This window comes from Mycobacterium sp. HM-7 (assembly GCF_053852335.1).
The window spans coordinates 2,958,177-2,976,511 of record NZ_CM132657.1; the positions used below are offsets into that span (position 1 = coordinate 2,958,177).

Sequence of the window (18,335 nt, forward strand, 5' to 3'; positions counted from 1 at the left end):
TCGAGCGGCGACAGTCGTTTGCTGGTCACCCGGGTGAACTTACTGCGGTCACCGCGTGAACACGCCGCCTTCGACGAGGATCGTGGTCCCGATCGCAATCAGGACGACGGGCAGGATGAGGTGACCCCACCGCGAGAACGTATCGGCGACGATCCGGTGGGAAGCGACGTACCGGCCGGCGGCACACCAGATCCCGACCCCGACGAGAAACACCGTGACGTACAGCGCGACCGTGCCGGCGCCGGCGACCGCGAACATCGGTACGTAGACACCGACGTTGTCGCCGCCGTTCGCGAAGGTGACGCCGGCGACTTGCCAGAGGCCCGGCGCGGACGACGCCGGCGCATCCTCCGCTTCCGACGGTTCGCGACCACGGCTCTGCCAGGCAACCCAGGCGGCCCTGAGCCCCAACAGGATTGGCAACAGTCCGAGGTAGGGCAGCGCGGTGGCCGGGAGCAGTGCAGCACCGAGAAGTGCGGTACCGATCGACACCAGCAAGATCGCGGCGAAGCCCAGGTACTGCCCGGCGATCACGCGCGTGGCCGCCCTTCGGTGGCCACGCGTCTGGCCGAAGAACACCGCGAGTACCACGAGGTCGTCGATGTTGGTGACGGCGAAGGTCGCGATCGCTTGAGTGATCGTGGCCAGGCTCATCGACGTGGACATTACGGGACGCTGCCGAGCCGGAACCGCAAAGTTCGCCTGGCGATCACCTGGTCGACGCCGGCCCATGACACAGTGCCCGCGTGACCGTCGACGCGGCGAGTGGCCTGCAGCGCGCCGTCGACCGTTTCCACCGCGGCTGCGAACTGACGGTCAGCCGGTTACCGTTCGGGCTCAAATCCATTGTCGCTCCGACATTTTTGGGCTTCGCTCTGATCAACGGCTGCACCTTCGCGATCGACCTGTTGTTGCTCACCGGATTGCGGGACGGGTTGCGACTGCCCCTGGCAGTGGCGGTCACGGTCTCGTATGTCTGCGCGTTCGGGCTCAGCTATGTCCTGAACCGGGTCTTCAACTTCAGCTCCCACAGCGCGGTCGGCCCCCAGCTCGCCCTCTACCTCGTCGTGGTCGCGGTCAACTACCTGGCATTCATCCTGGGCGTGTCCACCGGACTGTCGGCCTTGGGAGTCGAATACCACGTCGCTCGAATGGCTGCGGGCATCTGCGAGGCGGTCTACATGTACGCCGCGATGCGATGGGTGGTGTTCCGGCACTGAGGGGTTGCGGTGACCTGCGTCTCATCGCATGCGGGGATGCTGCAACGGTGTTAATTTTCCCTGGTCAAAGTTGTACTGGGGCACCAAACGGGGGTAGTCGGGGACGGCAGGGCCTATCACACGCGCCGGCGAGAGTCTTCCGCTCGATGCCGCCATCACCGCGCTGACTGATCAGCGAAATCCTCGGCAAGTCACCACAGCGACATCGTCGCTCGCATGGTGATGCGCTGCGCATCAATCAGATTTCTGTGCACAGATTGGAAACTGCCCCGTGGCCGGCCTGAACCGCTGCAGTGCAATAAGTTTCGTTGTCGCGCTCTGCGCGACGTTCGGCGTGCAGCCGTCTGCGGCCGCCTCGGATGAAAACTCCGCCCTCACCTTCTACCTGCAGGGCACCTGCTTGTGCGACGTGTCGCCGACCGCCCAGGAGGCCCTTGGCCTGGCCGACGGATACCTGGACTCCAGCGGCACAATCCACGGCATCGGGTACCCGGCCGGATTGCTGTTCGCGGCGGACGCCGTCGTCGGCTCCACCAAGGTGAACGCGACCCTGTCCACGGTGCCCGCGGGTTCGGCCGTCACCCTCGCCGGCCTGAGCCAGGGCGCCATCGTCCTGAACTACGTGAAACTGTCTCGGTCGCTGCAGGATTCGTTCGGCAGGCGCAGTACGGACAATCTGCAATTCGTGACCTTCGGTGATCCACAGAACGCCACAGGCGGTATCACGACCAAGAATCCGGCACTGCAACTGTTCGCGCCGAACGTGCCACGGGCAAGCGCATACCCCACCACCGAGATCGTTCGCGAGTACGACGGATTCTCGGACTGGCCGGACAAGCCGACACGTTTGGCCGTCCTCAACGCCGTGATGGGTATCGGATTCGTGCACACCGATTACGGGTCGGCGGCCAACCCGACGACACCGGGAACGCTGAAGACCGTCCGCACCAACTCCGCAGGCGGCACGACCACGCATTACGTCGTGCCCACGGCCCGGCTGCCGATCACTGAACCGTTGCGTGATGCCGGACTGAACACGTCCCTCATCGACGCCCTGCTGCGCCCGCAGATCGACCGCGCCTACGTTCGCCGCCCACAGGTCGCACCGCGCGATCCCGCTCCCCGGCCGTCGATCGTCGCTCTGGCGGCGAAGGCTCTGGGCCGGGCAAACCCGGCGCCCGCGAAACCAGCTGCCAGCGCCAAGGAGTCCGGCAGCACCAAGTCCAGCAGCGCCAAAGAAGGCAAAGAGAAGGCACCGAAGCCCCAGCGGGGGTTCGGTTTTCGGAAACCTCGCCGCGGCGGGGACTAGAGGAGGTAGCTCTGATGTGGGTCAAGACGCAGGCCGTAACGCTGTCCGTGGTGTGCTCGGCCGCCGTCGTGGTGGTTACCAGTGCCGCGCCGGTTCCCCCGGCGCCGACGCCGACGCATAGCGCCGAGTACCGATACGCGCTGACGGCCGCGGCCTTCGATGCCGCATTCAACCCGATTCGGTACGTCGGCAACGTCGGCGGTGCGGCCCAGGCCGTCGCCACCGACGTAATCTACTGGCAGACACCGGACTTCCCGCTGCTGGTGCTGAGCGCACAGGTCGACTCCAGCACCGGTCAGTACGAGGCCGTGCAGAAGGTGACGTCGACGACGGCGCATCTGCAGAGTCTGGTCGGCGCGGTCACCGCGTTTCCCGGCGCATCGTCGTCACCCCAGGTGCGGCAGCTGGTCAGCGGAATCGGATCGGCAGGTGCCGCTGCCGCCAGTGCCACGAAGACCGTGACAGCCACGCTGGCGCCCCACCTCGCACCGCTGACCCCGGTGATCTACGTCGTCAGGGTGGCCAGGGCAGCGGTCGGCGTGTACTACGCCGTCGCCACGCTGTCGACCACGGGCATCGGCACAGTGTTGAGTGGGCAGAACCCCGTGAGCGCCGTCGCCAACGTCGTGGCATCCGTCCAGGGATTGGCGAAGGTCCTCACCCATCCCCCGCGGCCGGCCTCGTCGGTTTCGACGGGCTCTACCGCCGAGTCAACCGCCGCCGCTTCGCAACTCGCCGCGAAACCGAGCACTGCCGCTGCCAAACGCGCCAAATCCGAAGGGAAGCGGGAGGAATCGTCCGTCTCCGAGCACAAATCGGACGCCAAGCACACCAAGAAGTCCAAGCGCGCGGCGAACGGCGACGAATCGTCCCCCAAGGCCGCGACCCCCAAGAAAGCCACAGCCAAGGAGAAGGGCGACCACGACCACAGTAAAAGCCACAGTAAAGACTGACCGTCGGGCGCGTGCGCTAGAACAGAGGTACGCGATTGCACCGACGAAGGGGACGCCCGCCATGGCGAAGACGCACCACTACGAACTCGATGTGACGTGGACCGGCAATACCGGCACCGGGACCTCGGGTTATCGCGAGTACGACCGCGCGCACGACGTCAGCGCCGGCAGTAAGCCCACGATCGCCGGTTCGGCCGACCCCGCCTTCCGCGGTGACCCACAGCGCTGGAACCCCGAGGAACTTCTGGTCGCCTCTCTGTCGCAGTGCCACATGCTGTGGGTCCTGGCCCTGTGTTCCCAGGAGGGCATCGTCGTCACCGGGTACACCGACCATCCGTCGGGCACGATGGCCCAAACCCCGGACGGCGGTGGATATTTCACCGAGGTGGTGCTGCGTCCGGTCGTCGAGATCACCGACGTCCGGCACCGCGAGGCACTGACGAGCGTGCACGAGCGGGCCCATCACCTGTGCTTCATCGCCAATTCCGTCAACTTCGACGTTCGGTGCGAAGCGCAGGTGAGCGTCGCCGAATCGGCGTGACCCACGGTGCCGCCGTGGGAAAATGCCGCATGGCCATCAAGATCGACGCGCTCGATTCGGCGCTGCTGTCGGCGCTGGCGATCGACCCGCGCACCCCGATCCTCGAACTGGCGTCGCGGCTGAAGGTCGCCCGCAACACCGTGCAGGCGCGCATGAAACGGCTCGAGGAATCCGGCCTGGTCCGTGGCTATCCACCGAACATCAACCTGTCAGAGCTCGGGTTCGCCGTACACGCGCTGGTGTTCGTCGAGACCGACCAGACCAAGATGAACGCGATCATCGAGGCACTGCGGGATATCCCGCACGTACTGGAAGTCCATGCAACAACCGGGCGGGCCGATCTGCTGGTCCGGATCGCTGCCCAGACGCAGGAAGAACTGCTCAGCGTCATCCAGCGAGTGCACCGGATCGACGGGGTCAAGCACTCCGAGACCATGCTCGCGATGGCGACTCCCGTCGAATACCGATCACTGCCCCTTGTGCAGTACGTGACGCATGGCCGAACAAAATGATGCGTGCGTCACAGTGCTCCACGTCACAATTGAGCAGTTTGATCAACATTTTCGCCGACTGTTGACGTAGATCACACTCCACGGCAGATTTCGCTGCACCGATTGCTTTTAGTTCTCGCTTTGCAGCTCACGATCTGAGTTGTGGCAAGTGTGGAGGTTGTTTCAAGTGACCAGCGTTCTCTCCCGATCCGAACTCACCGCGACGGAACCCGCCGCGCCCTACGACCTCGACGACCGCTACCGCTCCGGCGCCGGCCCCGTTCTCCTGACCGGCGTGCAGGCCATCGCCAGAATGATGGTCGAGCAGCACGTCCGTGACCTCCGCGCCGGCCGCCGCGTCGCGACCTTCGTCTCCGGCTACCAGGGCAGTCCGCTCGGTGGCGTCGACAAGATGCTGCTGGGCATGCCGACTGTCCTCACCGAGCATGACGTTGTCTTCACACCCGGGTTCAACGAGGAACTCGCTGCCACCTCGGTCTGGGGCAGCCAGACCGACCTGCCCGCCGGCAAAGCCACCCACGACGGCGTCATCGGCATCTGGTACGGCAAGGGGCCCGGCGTCGACCGCGCGACCGACGCGCTGCGCCACGCCAACATGTACGGAGTTAACCCCCGCGGCGGCGTGCTGCTGCTGGTCGGCGACGACCCGGCGTCCAAATCGTCGACGGTGCCCGCCGTGAGCGAGCGGTCCCTCGCAGCCCTCGGGATCCCGGTGCTGTTCCCGCGCAACGCCGAAGAGATCATCACGATGGGCATGCAGGGCGTCGCATTGTCGCGGGCCTCGGGTTGCGTCGTGGCGATGAAGATCGTCGCCGACGTCGCAGACGGCGCCTGGACCGTCGACGGTGACGTAGCTGACCTGTCCATCACGGTGCCCGAAATCCTCTGGGATGGAAAGCCGTTCACCTACCTCCAACGGCCGATGGCCGCCCCGGCCGACAGCCTGCTCGCCGAGGCCGACCTCTACGGTCCGCGCTGGGAGACCGTGCGTGCCTTCGGCGAGGTCAACAATCTCGACGCGCTCGAGGTGAACCCGGTCCGCGCGACGGTCGGCATCGCCGCCACCGGTACCACCTTCGACGCCGTCCGGCAGGCGCTGCTCGATCTCGGTGTGGACGACGCGGCGCTGCACCGCGCCGGAATTCGCTTGCTGCGCATCGGGATGCCGTACCCCGTTGGCCAACAGTCCGTCCGGGAGTTCGCGCGGGGACTCGAGCAGGTGATCGTCGTCGAGGACAAGACCGCGTTCATCGAAACCCAGGTCCGCGAAATTCTCTACGGCACCGCTGATGCGCCGCAGATCGTCGGCAAGCATGACGCCGCCGGGGCGCCGCTGTTCCCGCTCGGCGGCGAGCTCACTGCCGCGCGCCTCCTCGCGCCGCTGCGCCGGGTACTGCGCGATCGCGTCGAGCTGAAGCGCACGCCTCCCCCGCCGCTGTCGCTGGAAGTGTTGTCCGCCAAGCGAACCGCGTACTTCTGCAGCGGGTGTCCGCACAACCGCTCCACCGCGATCCCCGAGGGCTCGATCGGCGGCGGCGGCATCGGCTGCCACACCCTGGTCACCATGTCCGGCCGCAGTGACAGCGCCGTGGTCGGCCTGACCCAGATGGGCGGCGAGGGCAGCCAGTGGATCGGGCAGGCCCCGTTCACCGATGTACCGCACCTCTTCCAGAACGTCGGCGACGGCACCTTCTTCCACTCCGGACAGCTCGCGGTGCAGGCCTGCATCGCCGCCGGGGTCAACATCACCTACAAACTGCTCTACAACGAGGTCGTCGCCATGACCGGCGCACAGGACGTCGAGGGCGGACTGGTCGTCGCGGGGCTCACCCACAAACTCGCTGCCGAAGGCGTCAAGCAGATCATCATCTGCGCCGATGAACCCAAGCGGCACAACAAGAAAGCCCTGGCCAAGGGCACGCTGCTGTGGCACCGCGACCGGCTCGATGAAGCGCAGAAGGTGTTGCGCGAGATCCCGGGTGTCACGGTCCTCATCTACGACCAGCACTGCGCCGCCGACGCGCGCCGCCAGCGCAAGCGCGGCACACTGCCCACCCGCAACACCCGCGTGGTGATCAACGAGGCCGTCTGCGAGGGCTGCGGCGACTGCGGCACCAAGTCCAACTGCCTGTCGGTGCAGCCGGTCGACACCGAATTCGGCCGCAAGACACGCATCGACCAGACATCGTGCAACACCGACTACACGTGCCTGGACGGCGATTGCCCGTCGTTCGTCACGGTCGAGCTGACCCCGGACAAGAAGGGCCGCAAGACATCCCGGCGCAAGCAGACAGACCCGCCCCGTGTCGCGGACCCGGGTTTCGGCGTTCCCACCGGCACCCAGAACGTGCTGCTCGCCGGCATCGGTGGTACGGGCATCGTCACCGTCAACCAGGTTCTGGCCACCGCCGCACTGCGCGCCGGCTACGAAGTGGAGAGCCTCGACCAGATCGGCCTGAGTCAGAAGGCCGGACCGGTCGTGTCGCACCTGCGGTTCTCGACCGGCGTCCTGGAGCCGTCCAACCGGCTCACCTCGGGTAGCGCCGACTGCATCATCGCGATCGACCTGCTCACCGCGACCGACAACCGGAACCTGGCCTACGGCAATGCCGAACGCACCATCGCGGTCGCCTCGACGAGCCAGACCCCGACGGGCGACATGGTGTACGACAAGTCCATCGCCTACCCCGACACCTCGTCGCTATTGGAGCGGCTCAGCGCGACCACCCGTGCACTGACCCACTTCGATGCGCTCGCCGCCGCCCAGGCCCTGTTCGGCAACACCGCGGCGGCCAACTTCCTCGTGGTCGGCGCCGCCTTCCAGAACGGTGGGCTGCGGCTGCCCGAGGCGAGCATCGAGGAGGCCATCGGCATCAACGGTGTCGCGGTGGCCGCCAACGTGGCGGCCTTCCGCTGGGGCCGCGTCGCGGTCGCCGATCCGGCCGCGTTCGCCGCCGCGGTCGACGCCGCACGGCCGAAAGCCGTAGCCGCCGTGGCGAGCCCGGAATTGTTGGCGAGCACGACGTTCGATGGCGAGGTCCGCCGACTGGTTGAACTGCGGGCCGGCGAACTGGTCCGGTACCAGAACTCGAAGGTCGCCCGGCGCTACGTCGAGACCGTGCACGCGGTTTGGCAGTTCGAGCGCACCATCACCGACAACACCGCGTTCAGCGAGGCTGTGGCACGCGGGCTCCACAAGTTCACCGCCTACAAGGACGAGTACGAAGTCGCGCGACTCTTGGTCGACCCGGCGTTCCTGGCCGACGTCCAGGCGCAGGTGCCCGGCGGGGAGAACCTCACCTACAAACTGCATCCGCCCGCCCTGCGCGCGATGGGCCGCACGAAGAAAGTCGGTTTCGGCCCCAAATCTCATGTGGCACTGAAGGTCCTCGCCAAGGCCAAGGTGTTGCGCGGCACCAAGCTGGACCCGTTCGGCTACGCCCATGTCCGGAAAGTGGAGCGGCAGTTGCTGTCTCACTACACCGACATGGTGCTGCGGCTCGCGGCCGAGCTGACAGTCGACAACTACGCCACGGCTGTCGAGGCCGCCGGCCTGCCCGACATCGTGCGGGGCTATGAGGACGTCAAGCTCGGCAACGTCGAGCAGTACTGGGCGCGACTGCGCGACCTCGGCATCACGGCCTGACTGCCCGTCACCCATATCTGTCCCGCCGCCGAACATGCGGCAGTACACTCCGTGCCGCGCTGCGGCAGTACCACCCATGCCGCCAAACATGCGGCACCAGAAAGGAAGTAGTAGTGACCGCTGTGTCCAACCCACCGGTGTCCACCCCCGCCGGAGTCTTCGGCCGCTCGCACAAGTTGAGCTCCCGGAGCCACGAGCAGGTCGTGTTCTGCGAGGACGCCGAGTCCGGCCTGAAGGCGATCATCGCCATCCACTCGACGGCATTGGGTCCCGCACTCGGTGGTTGCCGCATGTACCCGTACGCCGACGAGTTCGAGGCGCTCGAGGACGTGCTGCGGCTGTCGTGGGGCATGTCGTACAAGGCCGCGGCGGCCGGGGTGAACCTGGGCGGCGGCAAGTCCGTCATCATCGGCGATCCGAACAGTGACAAGAGCGAAGCGCTGTTCGCCGCGTTCGCCCGCTACGTCAACACCCTGGGTGGACGGTATGTCACCGCGGGTGACGTTGGCACCAACACCGACGACCTGGACATCATGGGTAGGTACACCCCGCACGTCACCGGCCGCAGCGCCGTGGCCGGTGGCTCAGGCGACAGCGCCCGCCTGACCGCGCTGGGCGTGTTCAACGCCATGCGTGCGGGCGCCGAATCCGTCTGGGGCGCATCGACGTTGGCTGGCCGGACCGTGGGTGTCGAGGGCGTCGGCAAGGTCGGTGGCGAACTCATCGCGCTGTTGCTCGCGGACGGCGCGGACGTATACGCCACCGACGTGAACGCCGCGGCACTGCTGCGCCTGTCGAACGAGCACCCCTCGGTGCGCCTCCTCAATTCGGTTGCCGACGCCCCGGTCGATGTCTATGCTCCGTGTGCCCTCGGGTCTACTCTGACGCCTATGAGCGCTGACACCATCGAGGCGAAGCTGATTTGCGGTGCCGCAAACAACCAGCTCGCGACCCCGGACGTCGAGCTGTTGCTCGGCCGTCGCGGGATCACCTGGATACCTGACTTCGTCGCCAATGCCGGCGGCCTCATCCAGGTCGCCGGTGAGCTGCACGGCGCGGACCGCGCAGCCGTCGAAGCCGACGTCACCCGCATCTTCGACCGCTGTCGCGACATCATCGCCGCGGCGCGCGAGGCAGGCATCAGCATCGGCGCGGCCGCCAACCTCTTCGCCGAGCAGCGGCTCGACGGGACCATCTGATGGGCGCCGGCGGCGGGCTTTTCCGCACCAAGTCGGTCGAGCAGTCGATTCGGGACACCGATGAACCCGACTCGAAGCTCCGCAAAGACCTGACGGCAAGGGATCTCACCGTTTTCGGCGTTGCCGTCGTCATCGGCGCCGGCATCTTCACCCTTACCGCTCAGACCGCGGGCAACATGGCGGGGCCGGCCGTGTCGGTCGCCTTCGTCATCGCGGCGATCACGTGCGGGCTCACCGCGCTGTGCTACGCCGAGTTCGCCTCGACCGTGCCCGTCGCCGGCAGTGCCTACACCTACGCCTACGCCACCTTCGGCGAGCTGGTCGCGTGGATCATCGGCTGGGACCTGATTCTCGAGTTCGCGCTCGCGGTAGCCGTTGTCGCCAAAGGCTGGTCGCAATACCTCGGTGAGGTACTCGGGGCGGTGTCGCCCGTCGTACACCTCGGGTCGGTCAAGTTCGACTGGGGCGCACTGGTGATCATCGCGATCGTCGGGGTCCTCTTGGCGACCGGAACCAAACTGTCATCGCGGGTTTCGGCCGTCGCCGTGGCGATCAAGCTCTCCGTGATCGTCCTGATCCTTGTCGTCGGTGCCGGCTACTTCAAGGCGTCGAACCTCACCCCCTTCATTCCCGCGGCCCAGCCGTCGGCGAAGGCCGACGGCGTGCACCAGTCAATGCTGGCCTGGCTCACCGGAACTGGCGGCACGAGCTTCGGATGGCTGGGTCTGCTGACGGCGGCCAGCATCGCGTTCTTCGCCTTCATCGGTTTCGACGTGGTCGCCACGGCTGCGGAAGAGACCCGCAACCCGCAGCGCGATGTTCCGCGCGGCATCTTCGGTGCGCTGGCCATCGTCACGGTCTGCTACGTCGCCGTCTCGTTCGTGCTCACCGGCATGGTGTCGTACACGCAGTTGCAGGGAGAAAATGCCACCCTCGCAACGGCATTCGCACTCCACGGCGCTACTTGGACGAAGAACATCATCTCCATCGGCGCGCTGGCGGGGCTCTCGACCGTCGTCATGGTGATGTTCCTCGGCCAGACACGCGTGCTGTTCGCGATGTCCCGTGACGGCCTGCTCCCCCGGAAGCTCGCGCACACCGGCAAGCACGGCACGCCGGTGCGACTGACGGTCATCGTCGGCGTGGTCTGCGCGGTCCTCGCGGCGTTCGTGGACTTCGGCACGCTCGCGGGCATGGTCAACATCGGCACGCTCGTCGCCTTCATCCTGGTGGCGATCGGCGTCCCGATCCTGCGCCGCACCCGGCCCGATCTGAAGCGCGGCTTCCGCGTGCCCTTGGTGCCCCTCGTCCCGATCCTGGCCGCGCTGTCCTGCCTGTGGCTGATGCTCAACCTGGAAGTCGAGACGTGGCTGCGGTTCCTGATCTGGATGGCCATCGGCGTGGTGCTCTACTTCGCCTACGGCAGGCGACACTCGATGATGGCGCAACGGAAGAACGAGGCGCACAAGCACCTCAACGTCACCCAGATCGCGGCATGACGCTCAGCTGCAGGTAACGCGGATCTCGAAAGGCTTCGTCACCATCACCGGCGGTAGCGCTGCCGTCACCCCGGTGGCGCTACCGCTGATGATGTAGGTGGTGCCGTCCTTGGTCGACGTCGCCTGGCCGCCCGACATGCCCTGCTGGTAGCCGAGGATCACGCCGTTGATGTTGCCCAGGATCACCGAATGCACGGTCGCACCGTCCGGCGTCAGCACCACCGCGACCCCTGAAACCTTTTGGCCGATAGCGATGTTGAAGTTGCCGACGGCGTTGGTGCAAACCACGTTGCCGGTGATGTTCTGCCGTACGCCGTCGACGGTCACCTCGGCCTGGCCGGCCGGCGGATTGCCGGTAGCGGATCCGGTGGGCGACGTCGCCGTGCTGGACGTCGCTGACGTCGTCTTGGTGCTGGTGGCCGTGCCGCTCACCGAACTGCTCGTCGAACTCGTCGTCTCCGATGATGGCTTCTCGTTGGTGCAGCCGACACCGACAAACCCGATGATGACCGCGGTGCCCACCGCACCTGTCGCAACCCGTCGCCTCACCATGGAACCCCTTTGTCGTCGCAACCCGGCCACCACAACATCTACGCCGTTGAGCCGGTCGCCGCATTTCTTTTGGATACCCGGGTGCGGCAGTCGAAAGAACGAACTGAGTTTCAGGACGTCGGATGTGTGGGGAGAAAGACATCGTTGAAGGTCACCGTGCGCAGATTTCGCTTGCGGACGACCTCGGCGAGACGATCGAAGACGTGGGTCACCGGGGCATGGTTGAGGTGGCCGAGCACGATGTTCTGCGGCCGGAAATGTGTGTCGGCCATCTTCACGATGTAGTCCTCGGTGATGACCGTCGAGTCCGCCAGCGAGCCGGTCCACATGGTCGTGAGGGTGTAGCCGAGGTCGGCAGCGACCGCCCGGACGGTTGCGTTGTGGCGGCCGTACGGTGGCCGCAGATAGGGCCTCGCATCGACGCCGAACGTATCGGACAGGAACGCATGGTTGCGCTGAATCTGGTCGGCGATCTGCGCCGGCGACTGCGTGGTGAGGTCCGGGTGCGACCAGGTGTGGTTGCCCAGCTGGATCTGGCCCGATTCGACCAGCGGCCGCAACAAGCGCGCGTTGTCGGTCCAGGACCGATAGGTGCCGTTGACGAAGAACGTCAGCCTGATGCCGGTGTCCTTGGCGAACTGGGTGTACATCCGCACCACGTTGGTGTCGACGCCGTCATCGACGGTGAGGGCGAGGAGGTCGCCTTGGCCCGGCAGGACGGTCAGGACGCCGGTACCGGGCAGCGCGACGCGCGCTGCGGCCGGCGGCGGAGGCAGCAGAGCCGGCAGGCCCGGCCTGACCGCCGTACCGGCAAGTTCGGGCGTGTGCGGTGGTGCCGCCGCGGCATGCGGTGCCGTCAAGGAGGTGGACAGCGCCGTTCGTGCCACCTCGATGGTCGCCACGGCAGGGGGAATTGTGATGACTGCCCCGAGACCGGCCAGAAAGGCTCTTCGGTTCAGCACGGACACGGCCCGCAAACTATCAGGAGTTCCTGGCAATTACTGAGCGAGCGACTGCGGTCAGTCGAGGCAGAACTCGTTGCCCTCCACGTCCCGCATGACGATGCACGACTCGTTGATGTCGTCCGCCGGAAGCAGCCGTACCCGGACCGCGCCGAGTGCGACCAGCCGGGTGCACTCCGCCTCGAGTGCCGTGAGGCGCTCCTCCCCGACCAGCCCGGTGGCGACCCGCACGTCGAGGTGCACCCGGTTCTTCACTGCCTTGCCTTCGGGAACGCGCTGGAAGAACAGGCGCGGACCAATCCCTTCCGGATCCACGCACGCAAACTTCGAACCCTGATGTTCCGGTGGCAGGGCGCTATCGAAGTCGTCCCAAGACGCGAATCCCGGTGGCGGCGCCGGTACGACGTACCCCAGCACATCGCACCAGAACCGCGCGATGCGCTCGGGAACCTCGCAGTCGAAGGTGACTTGAAACTTCTTGACGGCAGCCATCATTCGCCTCAGCGGTCCAGGTTTCGAAGCCCGGCGACGGTGTCTGCCAACGTGATTCGCGGGTCGCGGTAGGTGACACCGAGCTCGAGCTCGCTCGGTGAGTCGTCCGACGCCGGCATCTGCGTGTAGTACTGCATGCCGGCCTCGGTGAACGGGGTCTGGAACGGCAGGAACGGCCCCAGCCGATCGAGCACCTGTCCGGCCATGCGCAGGACGGTGTCAGGCACCGGAACGGACAACATCGTCTTGTCGCCGACCTCGGTCAGCAGTCGCGCCAGCTCGTCCACCGGAATGCGATGGCCACCGGCCATGTACCGGCGAGGTCCCTTTCCAGGCCCCAGCAGCGCCGCGTGGAGATCGGCCAAGTCTCGGCCGTCGACCACCGTCCACGCCGCGCTCCGACCGGGAATCGCCCCGAGTTGAAGTGCCTGCGCCACGCCCTCGCCGGCTTCACCGAACTGGTTCCCGACCGGCGGGCCCATGACCATGCCTGGATAGGTGATGTTCACGGGTGCGCCGGCGTCCTGCATGCCGCGGGCGTAGATCTCGACCTGGGCTTTCGACCGTCCGTATCCGTCGGTGCCCCCGAACACCGGGAGATCGGCTTCGAGCCTGTCCACGTCGGGATTGAACAGTGCGGTAATGCTCGACACGTGGATGATCGGATCGAGGCCGAGTTCGGCGGCGCCGCCCAGCACGTTGCGCGCACCGTCCATGTTGGTGCTCAGCATCTGCGCAGTCCGGCTCGGATCCGTGGCCACCAGCGCCGCTGCATGCAGCACGGCGTCGCAGCCGTCGAGCGCGCGGAGCACCGAGTCGCGGTCGGTGATGTCGCCGACGACGTGATCGGAAACGTCGACACCCAATTCGGCCACACTGGTCTGCAGCCGGGCAGGATTGCGCACCAGGAAGCGGACCGAATGTCCTTTGTCCGCAATGGCTTTCGCACTCCAACCACCGACGAATCCGGTACCACCCGTGACCAGCACCCGCATGACGCCTACCCCCTCGGAAATGAACTGCCGCTCGCTGACGCTAGTACGGCAACACAGTCGACGGTCAGGAACCTGCGTTTACGCCGCGGGGTTGATGCGCGCGATGTAGACGTCGCGGGTGAAGATGCGTAGCCCTTCGGGACCCGGTGGTGCGGTGGACCGGTAGACCGCTCCCGACGGCGTGGTCAGTTGTACCGTGTGCCGGCCGTGCCGGTCATAGGTCGCGGCCGCCTGCCAGCCGGGTTCTTCTTTGACGTAGTTGCAGTGCTCGCAGAGACCTTGTCCGTTGTGGGCACTGGTCGGCCCGGTATTGCGATGTGGGGTGATGTGGTCGGTGTGCCGGATCCGGGCGTTGCAGAACGGGGTCCGACAAACCTGGTCCCGCAACGCGATGAACCGGGCCAAGCCTTTCGGGAACGCCCGGGCTTTCGATTCCATCGCCACCAACTTGCTCGTCCCGGGCTGGGCATACAACCGCCGCACCGCTGCTCCCGCCTTCGGGTCGGCCGCCGCGGCCAGCACCAGATCCCGCGCCAACGCCGCCGGAATGGGCCCATACCCGTCCAACTGGGCGGGCTCCTCGCCCCCGGTCAGCAGCGTCTCATCCGACATGACCAGGTTCAGCGCCACCGGCACCGGCGACTCGACCGGATCGCGGCCCGTCACCCGCTCCACCACGACGTCAGCCATCACCTGCGCACGACTGCGCCCCACCCCCGCCGCCACCACCGACGCCGCCTCACGCGACAGCGTCTGGCGCACCAGCTGACCCTGGTCCGCCGGCAGCCGCACCGTCATCGACATCATGCCGTCACCGGCCACCCGGAACCGCACATGCCGCGTAGCCTGCGCCCGCGCCATCTTCTCCAGCACGCTCTGCTGATCCAGCTCATAGGCGATCCGCGCGGCCTCCGCCGACACCTCGGCGTTGCCCAACCCCGCCAACGGGCCCGGGTCTCCACACAACTCGACATCCAGCAGCTGCCGATCCAACACCGACAGGCACGCCGCTTCTTTCGTGATCAGCTCAGCCCGATGCTCCGAGAGCACGCCCGACTCCAGAGCCGCCAGCGTGCACGGCATATCCGCGGTCAGGATGCGGGCCATCGCCATCAGCCGCTCACCCTTATGCGGAGATTCGTGGCGGGCCAATCCCACTTCCGAGCCCAGCGCCGCCCGCGACACCCGCGGCCCACCCGCACGCGCCGCCTCCACCCGCTTCGCCTCCAACGCGGCCGCCAACCGGGCCTGCTCCGCCGCCGCAGCCGACTTCCCGCGTTCGAGCTCAGCCATGCGACCCAACAACGCCGACTCATCGGCGTTGGAGTCGAGCATCACGACGCCTTCGCTCATACGTTCGAATATACCCGCGTCTACTGACTCAAACTTTTTGGCAGGGTCGCGTTATCCACAACGAGGCCAGGGTTGAGGAGGTTGAGTGAGTCATGGCCAGATCGCGACGGACGAAGATCCCTGCCGAAGAAAAGACCCGACTGGTGCTGGCCGTGTTGGCCAACGAAATGACGTGCGGGGAGGCCGCACGCCGCAGCGGGGTCTGCCGTGAAACCGTGACGAAGTGGAAGCATCAGTTTTTAGCCGCTGGCGCCGAGCGGCTTGAGGAGGTGCCCAGCGGCCCGGCCGGGGCTAAGGGCACACCCGAACAGCGGCGCCTGCAGATCGAAAACGAACAACTCAAACTGGCGCTGGCCGAAGCCACGGTGCAGCTTCGGATTTGGCAGCGCGGTGCGGCGCTGATCGATCAGGTCCCTTCCAAGACCTCGAAGCCCTAAGAGAGGCGGCGGGGCTGCCGGTTTCGAGGTTCGCGGTACTGGCAGACATCCCCGAACGCACCTATCGGCGGCGGTTGGCCCGATTGCGTCATGGCGCCGCGGATAGAGGTCCGTGGCCGGCGCCGGTGGTTGATCGCATCGAAGGCCTGGCTGCCAAATACGCCGAAGCATGGCCAGCCTGGGGCTACCGCAAGATCGCCGCCATGATGCGCGCCGACGGCCACGACGTCACCAATTCCTCAGTGCAACGAGCACTGAAACGACGCGGCTTGTTGCTGCCCCAGGGATTTCGCGCCGACCGCAAATCCTGGGCGATATTGCGCCGCAAAGTGTTCCGCGACCCACCCACCGAACGCAACCGGGTCTGGCAGACCGACTTCTCCGAATTCGAAACCACCAACGGCGGCATCTGGAGGATCAGTGCCGTCATCGACTACGCCACCAAATACTGCCTGGCGATCACCGTCACCCCCACCAGCCGCGGCATCGATGCCGTGCGCTGCATACAACTGGCCATCGACGAAGCCCAACGCATCCTGGAACTCGACCACCTACACGATGACCGCGCCCTGATGGACGTCCTCGACGCCCACGACAACGTCATCGGCCAGACACCCGCACCGATCGCCATCGTCACCGACAACGGCCCCTGCTACCGCGGCAAGGACTTCGGGGCACTGTTCGCCGACCACACCGACCCACTGCTGCGGCACGTGCGAACCCGGATCAAATCCCCACAAACCAACGGCGTCATCGAACGGTTCTTCGGCACCCTCAAATACGAACACCTATTTCGCGGATACATCGGCGACGGCGACGCCCTCGACATGGAAGCCCACCACTTCCGAACCATCTACAACACCATCCGACCCCACCAAGCCCTCGGCGACCGCACCCCCAAACAGGCCTACCTAAACTCGCCGAACCCACAAAACCTGCCAACTTCTTGACGCAAGACACGCGCCCACCGACGAGTGCCACAGTTTGTTCGACCGGATTCGGCCCGGCAAGGCCGGGGTGTCGGTCGGCTGGTAGTGGCGGCGACTTTGCCTGTGGTGCTGGGTATCTCACCGTCGTCGAGCGCCGCAGACGTAGGCTGCCAGCGTGCACGTCGCCGTGATGACCGTTCCCCAGCCATTGGCACAGATGAGCGCGCTTGCCCAGCGCACGCAGGCCGCTGGGTTCTCCGGCCTGCTGCTCACGGAAACCGGGAGGACGGCTTATCTCAGCGCCGCCGTCGCGTCGCAGGCCGCCCCGGGGCTCGAACTGTCCACCGGTGTGGCGGTGGCGTTCCCGCGCAGCCCGTTCGTCACGGCGGCCTCTGCATGGGAACTGCAGGAAGCCACCGGCGGCAAGTTCCGGCTCGGGCTCGGCACTCAGGTCCGCACGCACGTTGTGCGGCGCTATGGCATGCCGTTCGAACAACCCGGCCCGCGACTGCGCGACTACGTGCGCGCCGTGAGGGCCTGCTTCACCGCCTTCCGGACGGGCAAGCTCGACCATCACGGCGACTTCTACGACCTGGACTTCATCACCCCGCAGTGGAGCCCCGGCCCCATCGACGCACCCGACCCCAAAGTCGACATCGCCGCCGTGAACCCGTGGATGTTGCGCATGGCCGGCGAGGTTGCCGACGGTGTCCACATTCATCCGCTGGGCGAGCCGGGCTACATCGCCCGCCACGTGCTCCCGAATGTGGCAGCAGGCGCCGAGAAGGCGGGCCGCTCCCCCGCCGATATCGACACGATCATCCCGGCCATGACGATCGTCGGAGACAGCGACGAGGAACGCCACAACGAACGCGAGTTCGTCCGCGCGAGCATGAGCTTCTACGGCAGCACCCCGAACTACGCGTTCATCTGGGACGAGGCCGGTTTCGAGGGCACCACCGCGCGCCTGCGCGAGAAGCAGAAAGCCGGCGACATGGCGGGCATGATGGCGCAGATCACCGACGACCACATCGCCGCCTTCGCCACCGAGTCCAGCTGGGATGACTTGGCGGACAAGCTGATTGTCAAATACGAGGGCGTCGCCACGCGCGTCGTCCTCTACAACGCCCTCGGTGGATCGGACCGTTTCGAGCGGTACGGCGAGATCGCGCAGAGGTTGTCAGCGCGCTAGCGTCAGGACGACTTCAGTTCAACGCTGCCTAAGCGCCGTGCCCCGGGCTGAGATCCTTCACGTCGGCGAAGAACACCGGGCGGCGATCGGAATCAGCGGTGCCACCGGCCACGGGCTCCAGCAGGTGACCGATGTGATCGCCCATATCGAACCTCTGCGTGATCTTGCCGACGAACCACGCCAGAGCTGATTCGAGAATCGGGATCCCCTCCGGGCCCTCATGCCAGCTACACCGGGCGAACTTGTCGGTCGCATCGCCCGTTTCCCCGCCGAACAGTTCCGCCAGCGCCAGCTGATCGCGCGGCACCAGGTGCACCGCGAGATGGGTTGCCGTCCGTGCAATGGACGTCGTGTGATTCTGCCGGGACAGCCCGACGAGGAACGTCGGCGGGTCAATGCTGGCTTGCGTGGCGAAGCCGACCAGGCAGCCGCCGTTGCGGCCGTCGGCCCGCACCGTGACGACGAACATCGGGTAGTCGAGCAGTCCGACGAAATCGTCAAACACATCGTCCGGCTTCATCAGGGGTTCTCCGAGCGGTTTTGG

At 66.4% G+C, this 18,335-nt stretch carries 18 protein-coding genes; 11 read left to right on the forward strand and 7 right to left on the reverse strand.

Annotation, left to right across the window (positions count from 1 at the left end):
- Positions 1–48: 48 nt before the first annotated feature.
- A complete protein-coding gene (locus ACWW1C_RS14270; protein WP_455984029.1) occupies positions 49–666 on the reverse strand; it encodes a cadmium resistance transporter in 618 nt (205 codons plus the stop codon).
- A gap of 80 nt (positions 667–746) precedes the next feature.
- Between ACWW1C_RS14270 and ACWW1C_RS14275 the strand changes: the two genes are divergently transcribed.
- The 8 genes from ACWW1C_RS14275 to ACWW1C_RS14310 all read left to right on the forward strand — a co-directional run bounded on the left by ACWW1C_RS14275 (position 747) and on the right by ACWW1C_RS14310 (position 10,879).
- Entirely contained in the window at positions 747–1,220 is a 474-nt protein-coding gene (locus ACWW1C_RS14275) for a GtrA family protein (protein ID WP_455984030.1), read from the forward strand.
- A gap of 271 nt (positions 1,221–1,491) precedes the next feature.
- Entirely contained in the window at positions 1,492–2,529 is a 1,038-nt protein-coding gene (locus ACWW1C_RS14280) for a PE-PPE domain-containing protein (protein WP_455984031.1), read from the forward strand.
- 14 nt (positions 2,530–2,543) lie between these two features.
- Positions 2,544–3,482: a hypothetical protein gene (locus tag ACWW1C_RS14285; RefSeq protein ID WP_455984032.1), complete on the forward strand. Its 939-nt coding sequence runs from the start codon at positions 2,544–2,546 to the stop codon at positions 3,480–3,482.
- 61 nt (positions 3,483–3,543) lie between these two features.
- A complete protein-coding gene (locus tag ACWW1C_RS14290) occupies positions 3,544–4,023 on the forward strand; it encodes an OsmC family protein (RefSeq protein WP_455984033.1) in 480 nt (159 codons plus the stop codon).
- 29 nt (positions 4,024–4,052) lie between these two features.
- A complete protein-coding gene (locus ACWW1C_RS14295; protein WP_455984034.1) occupies positions 4,053–4,535 on the forward strand; it encodes an Lrp/AsnC family transcriptional regulator in 483 nt (160 codons plus the stop codon).
- A gap of 166 nt (positions 4,536–4,701) precedes the next feature.
- The gene (locus ACWW1C_RS14300; RefSeq protein WP_455984035.1) at positions 4,702–8,181 is read left to right on the forward strand and encodes an indolepyruvate ferredoxin oxidoreductase family protein; all 3,480 of its coding nucleotides are present in this window, start codon (positions 4,702–4,704) and stop codon (positions 8,179–8,181) included.
- A gap of 113 nt (positions 8,182–8,294) precedes the next feature.
- Positions 8,295–9,380: a Glu/Leu/Phe/Val dehydrogenase dimerization domain-containing protein gene (locus ACWW1C_RS14305; protein WP_455984036.1), complete on the forward strand. Its 1,086-nt coding sequence runs from the start codon at positions 8,295–8,297 to the stop codon at positions 9,378–9,380.
- Positions 9,380–10,879 carry an amino acid permease gene (locus ACWW1C_RS14310; protein WP_455984037.1) on the forward strand — a complete coding sequence of 500 codons (1,500 nt, stop codon included), beginning with the start codon at positions 9,380–9,382 and terminating at the stop codon, positions 10,877–10,879. The genes ACWW1C_RS14305 and ACWW1C_RS14310 overlap by 1 nt, the downstream gene beginning before the upstream one ends.
- A 3-nt stretch (positions 10,880–10,882) precedes the next feature.
- Here ACWW1C_RS14310 and ACWW1C_RS14315 read toward each other — a convergent pair whose 3' ends face one another.
- The 5 genes from ACWW1C_RS14315 to ACWW1C_RS14335 all read right to left on the reverse strand — a co-directional run bounded on the left by ACWW1C_RS14315 (position 10,883) and on the right by ACWW1C_RS14335 (position 15,233).
- Positions 10,883–11,431: a lipoprotein LpqH gene (locus ACWW1C_RS14315; protein WP_455984038.1), complete on the reverse strand. Its 549-nt coding sequence runs from the start codon at positions 11,429–11,431 to the stop codon at positions 10,883–10,885.
- A 110-nt stretch (positions 11,432–11,541) separates the two neighbouring features.
- A complete protein-coding gene (locus ACWW1C_RS14320; RefSeq protein ID WP_455984285.1) occupies positions 11,542–12,390 on the reverse strand; it encodes a polysaccharide deacetylase family protein in 849 nt (282 codons plus the stop codon).
- Between the two features lie 60 nt (positions 12,391–12,450).
- Positions 12,451–12,885: a VOC family protein gene (locus tag ACWW1C_RS14325; RefSeq protein ID WP_455984039.1), complete on the reverse strand. Its 435-nt coding sequence runs from the start codon at positions 12,883–12,885 to the stop codon at positions 12,451–12,453.
- A gap of 8 nt (positions 12,886–12,893) precedes the next feature.
- Positions 12,894–13,880 carry an NAD-dependent epimerase/dehydratase family protein gene (locus ACWW1C_RS14330; RefSeq protein WP_455984040.1) on the reverse strand — a complete coding sequence of 329 codons (987 nt, stop codon included), beginning with the start codon at positions 13,878–13,880 and terminating at the stop codon, positions 12,894–12,896.
- A 78-nt stretch (positions 13,881–13,958) separates the two neighbouring features.
- Positions 13,959–15,233 carry an HNH endonuclease gene (locus ACWW1C_RS14335; RefSeq protein WP_455984041.1) on the reverse strand — a complete coding sequence of 425 codons (1,275 nt, stop codon included), beginning with the start codon at positions 15,231–15,233 and terminating at the stop codon, positions 13,959–13,961.
- 92 nt (positions 15,234–15,325) lie between these two features.
- On the opposite strand from ACWW1C_RS14335, the gene ACWW1C_RS14340 reads away from it, so the two are divergent.
- The 3 genes from ACWW1C_RS14340 to ACWW1C_RS14350 all read left to right on the forward strand — a co-directional run bounded on the left by ACWW1C_RS14340 (position 15,326) and on the right by ACWW1C_RS14350 (position 17,791).
- Positions 15,326–15,670: a transposase gene (locus tag ACWW1C_RS14340; RefSeq protein WP_418001499.1), complete on the forward strand. Its 345-nt coding sequence runs from the start codon at positions 15,326–15,328 to the stop codon at positions 15,668–15,670.
- Positions 15,671–15,795: 125 nt separating this feature from the next.
- Positions 15,796–16,620, forward strand: a complete 825-nt coding sequence (locus ACWW1C_RS14345) for a transposase (protein WP_455980067.1) — start codon at positions 15,796–15,798, stop codon at positions 16,618–16,620.
- Between the two features lie 154 nt (positions 16,621–16,774).
- Positions 16,775–17,791, forward strand: a complete 1,017-nt coding sequence (locus ACWW1C_RS14350) for a TIGR03617 family F420-dependent LLM class oxidoreductase (RefSeq protein ID WP_455984042.1) — start codon at positions 16,775–16,777, stop codon at positions 17,789–17,791.
- Positions 17,792–17,819: 28 nt separating this feature from the next.
- On the opposite strand, the gene ACWW1C_RS14355 is transcribed toward ACWW1C_RS14350, so the two are convergent.
- On the reverse strand, positions 17,820–18,311 hold the full coding sequence (locus tag ACWW1C_RS14355) for a flavin reductase family protein (RefSeq protein ID WP_455984043.1): 492 nt from the start codon (positions 18,309–18,311) through the stop codon (positions 17,820–17,822).
- Positions 18,312–18,335 lie beyond the last annotated feature (24 nt).

What these genes read in the sequence shown, in the direction of transcription:
- ACWW1C_RS14270 (WP_455984029.1), bottom strand. Translation starts at nt 666, where the DNA reads ATGTCCACGTCGATGAGCCTGGCCACGATCACTCAAGCGATCGCGACC.
- ACWW1C_RS14285 (WP_455984032.1), top strand. Translation starts at nt 2,544, where the DNA reads ATGTGGGTCAAGACGCAGGCCGTAACGCTGTCCGTGGTGTGCTCGGCC.
- ACWW1C_RS14290 (WP_455984033.1), top strand. Translation starts at nt 3,544, where the DNA reads ATGGCGAAGACGCACCACTACGAACTCGATGTGACGTGGACCGGCAAT.
- ACWW1C_RS14295 (WP_455984034.1), top strand. Translation starts at nt 4,053, where the DNA reads ATGGCCATCAAGATCGACGCGCTCGATTCGGCGCTGCTGTCGGCGCTG.
- ACWW1C_RS14310 (WP_455984037.1), top strand. Translation starts at nt 9,380, where the DNA reads ATGGGCGCCGGCGGCGGGCTTTTCCGCACCAAGTCGGTCGAGCAGTCG.
- ACWW1C_RS14315 (WP_455984038.1), bottom strand. Translation starts at nt 11,431, where the DNA reads ATGGTGAGGCGACGGGTTGCGACAGGTGCGGTGGGCACCGCGGTCATC.
- ACWW1C_RS14325 (WP_455984039.1), bottom strand. Translation starts at nt 12,885, where the DNA reads ATGGCTGCCGTCAAGAAGTTTCAAGTCACCTTCGACTGCGAGGTTCCC.
- ACWW1C_RS14330 (WP_455984040.1), bottom strand. Translation starts at nt 13,880, where the DNA reads ATGCGGGTGCTGGTCACGGGTGGTACCGGATTCGTCGGTGGTTGGAGT.
- ACWW1C_RS14335 (WP_455984041.1), bottom strand. Translation starts at nt 15,233, where the DNA reads ATGAGCGAAGGCGTCGTGATGCTCGACTCCAACGCCGATGAGTCGGCG.
- ACWW1C_RS14340 (WP_418001499.1), top strand. Translation starts at nt 15,326, where the DNA reads ATGGCCAGATCGCGACGGACGAAGATCCCTGCCGAAGAAAAGACCCGA.
- ACWW1C_RS14355 (WP_455984043.1), bottom strand. Translation starts at nt 18,311, where the DNA reads ATGAAGCCGGACGATGTGTTTGACGATTTCGTCGGACTGCTCGACTAC.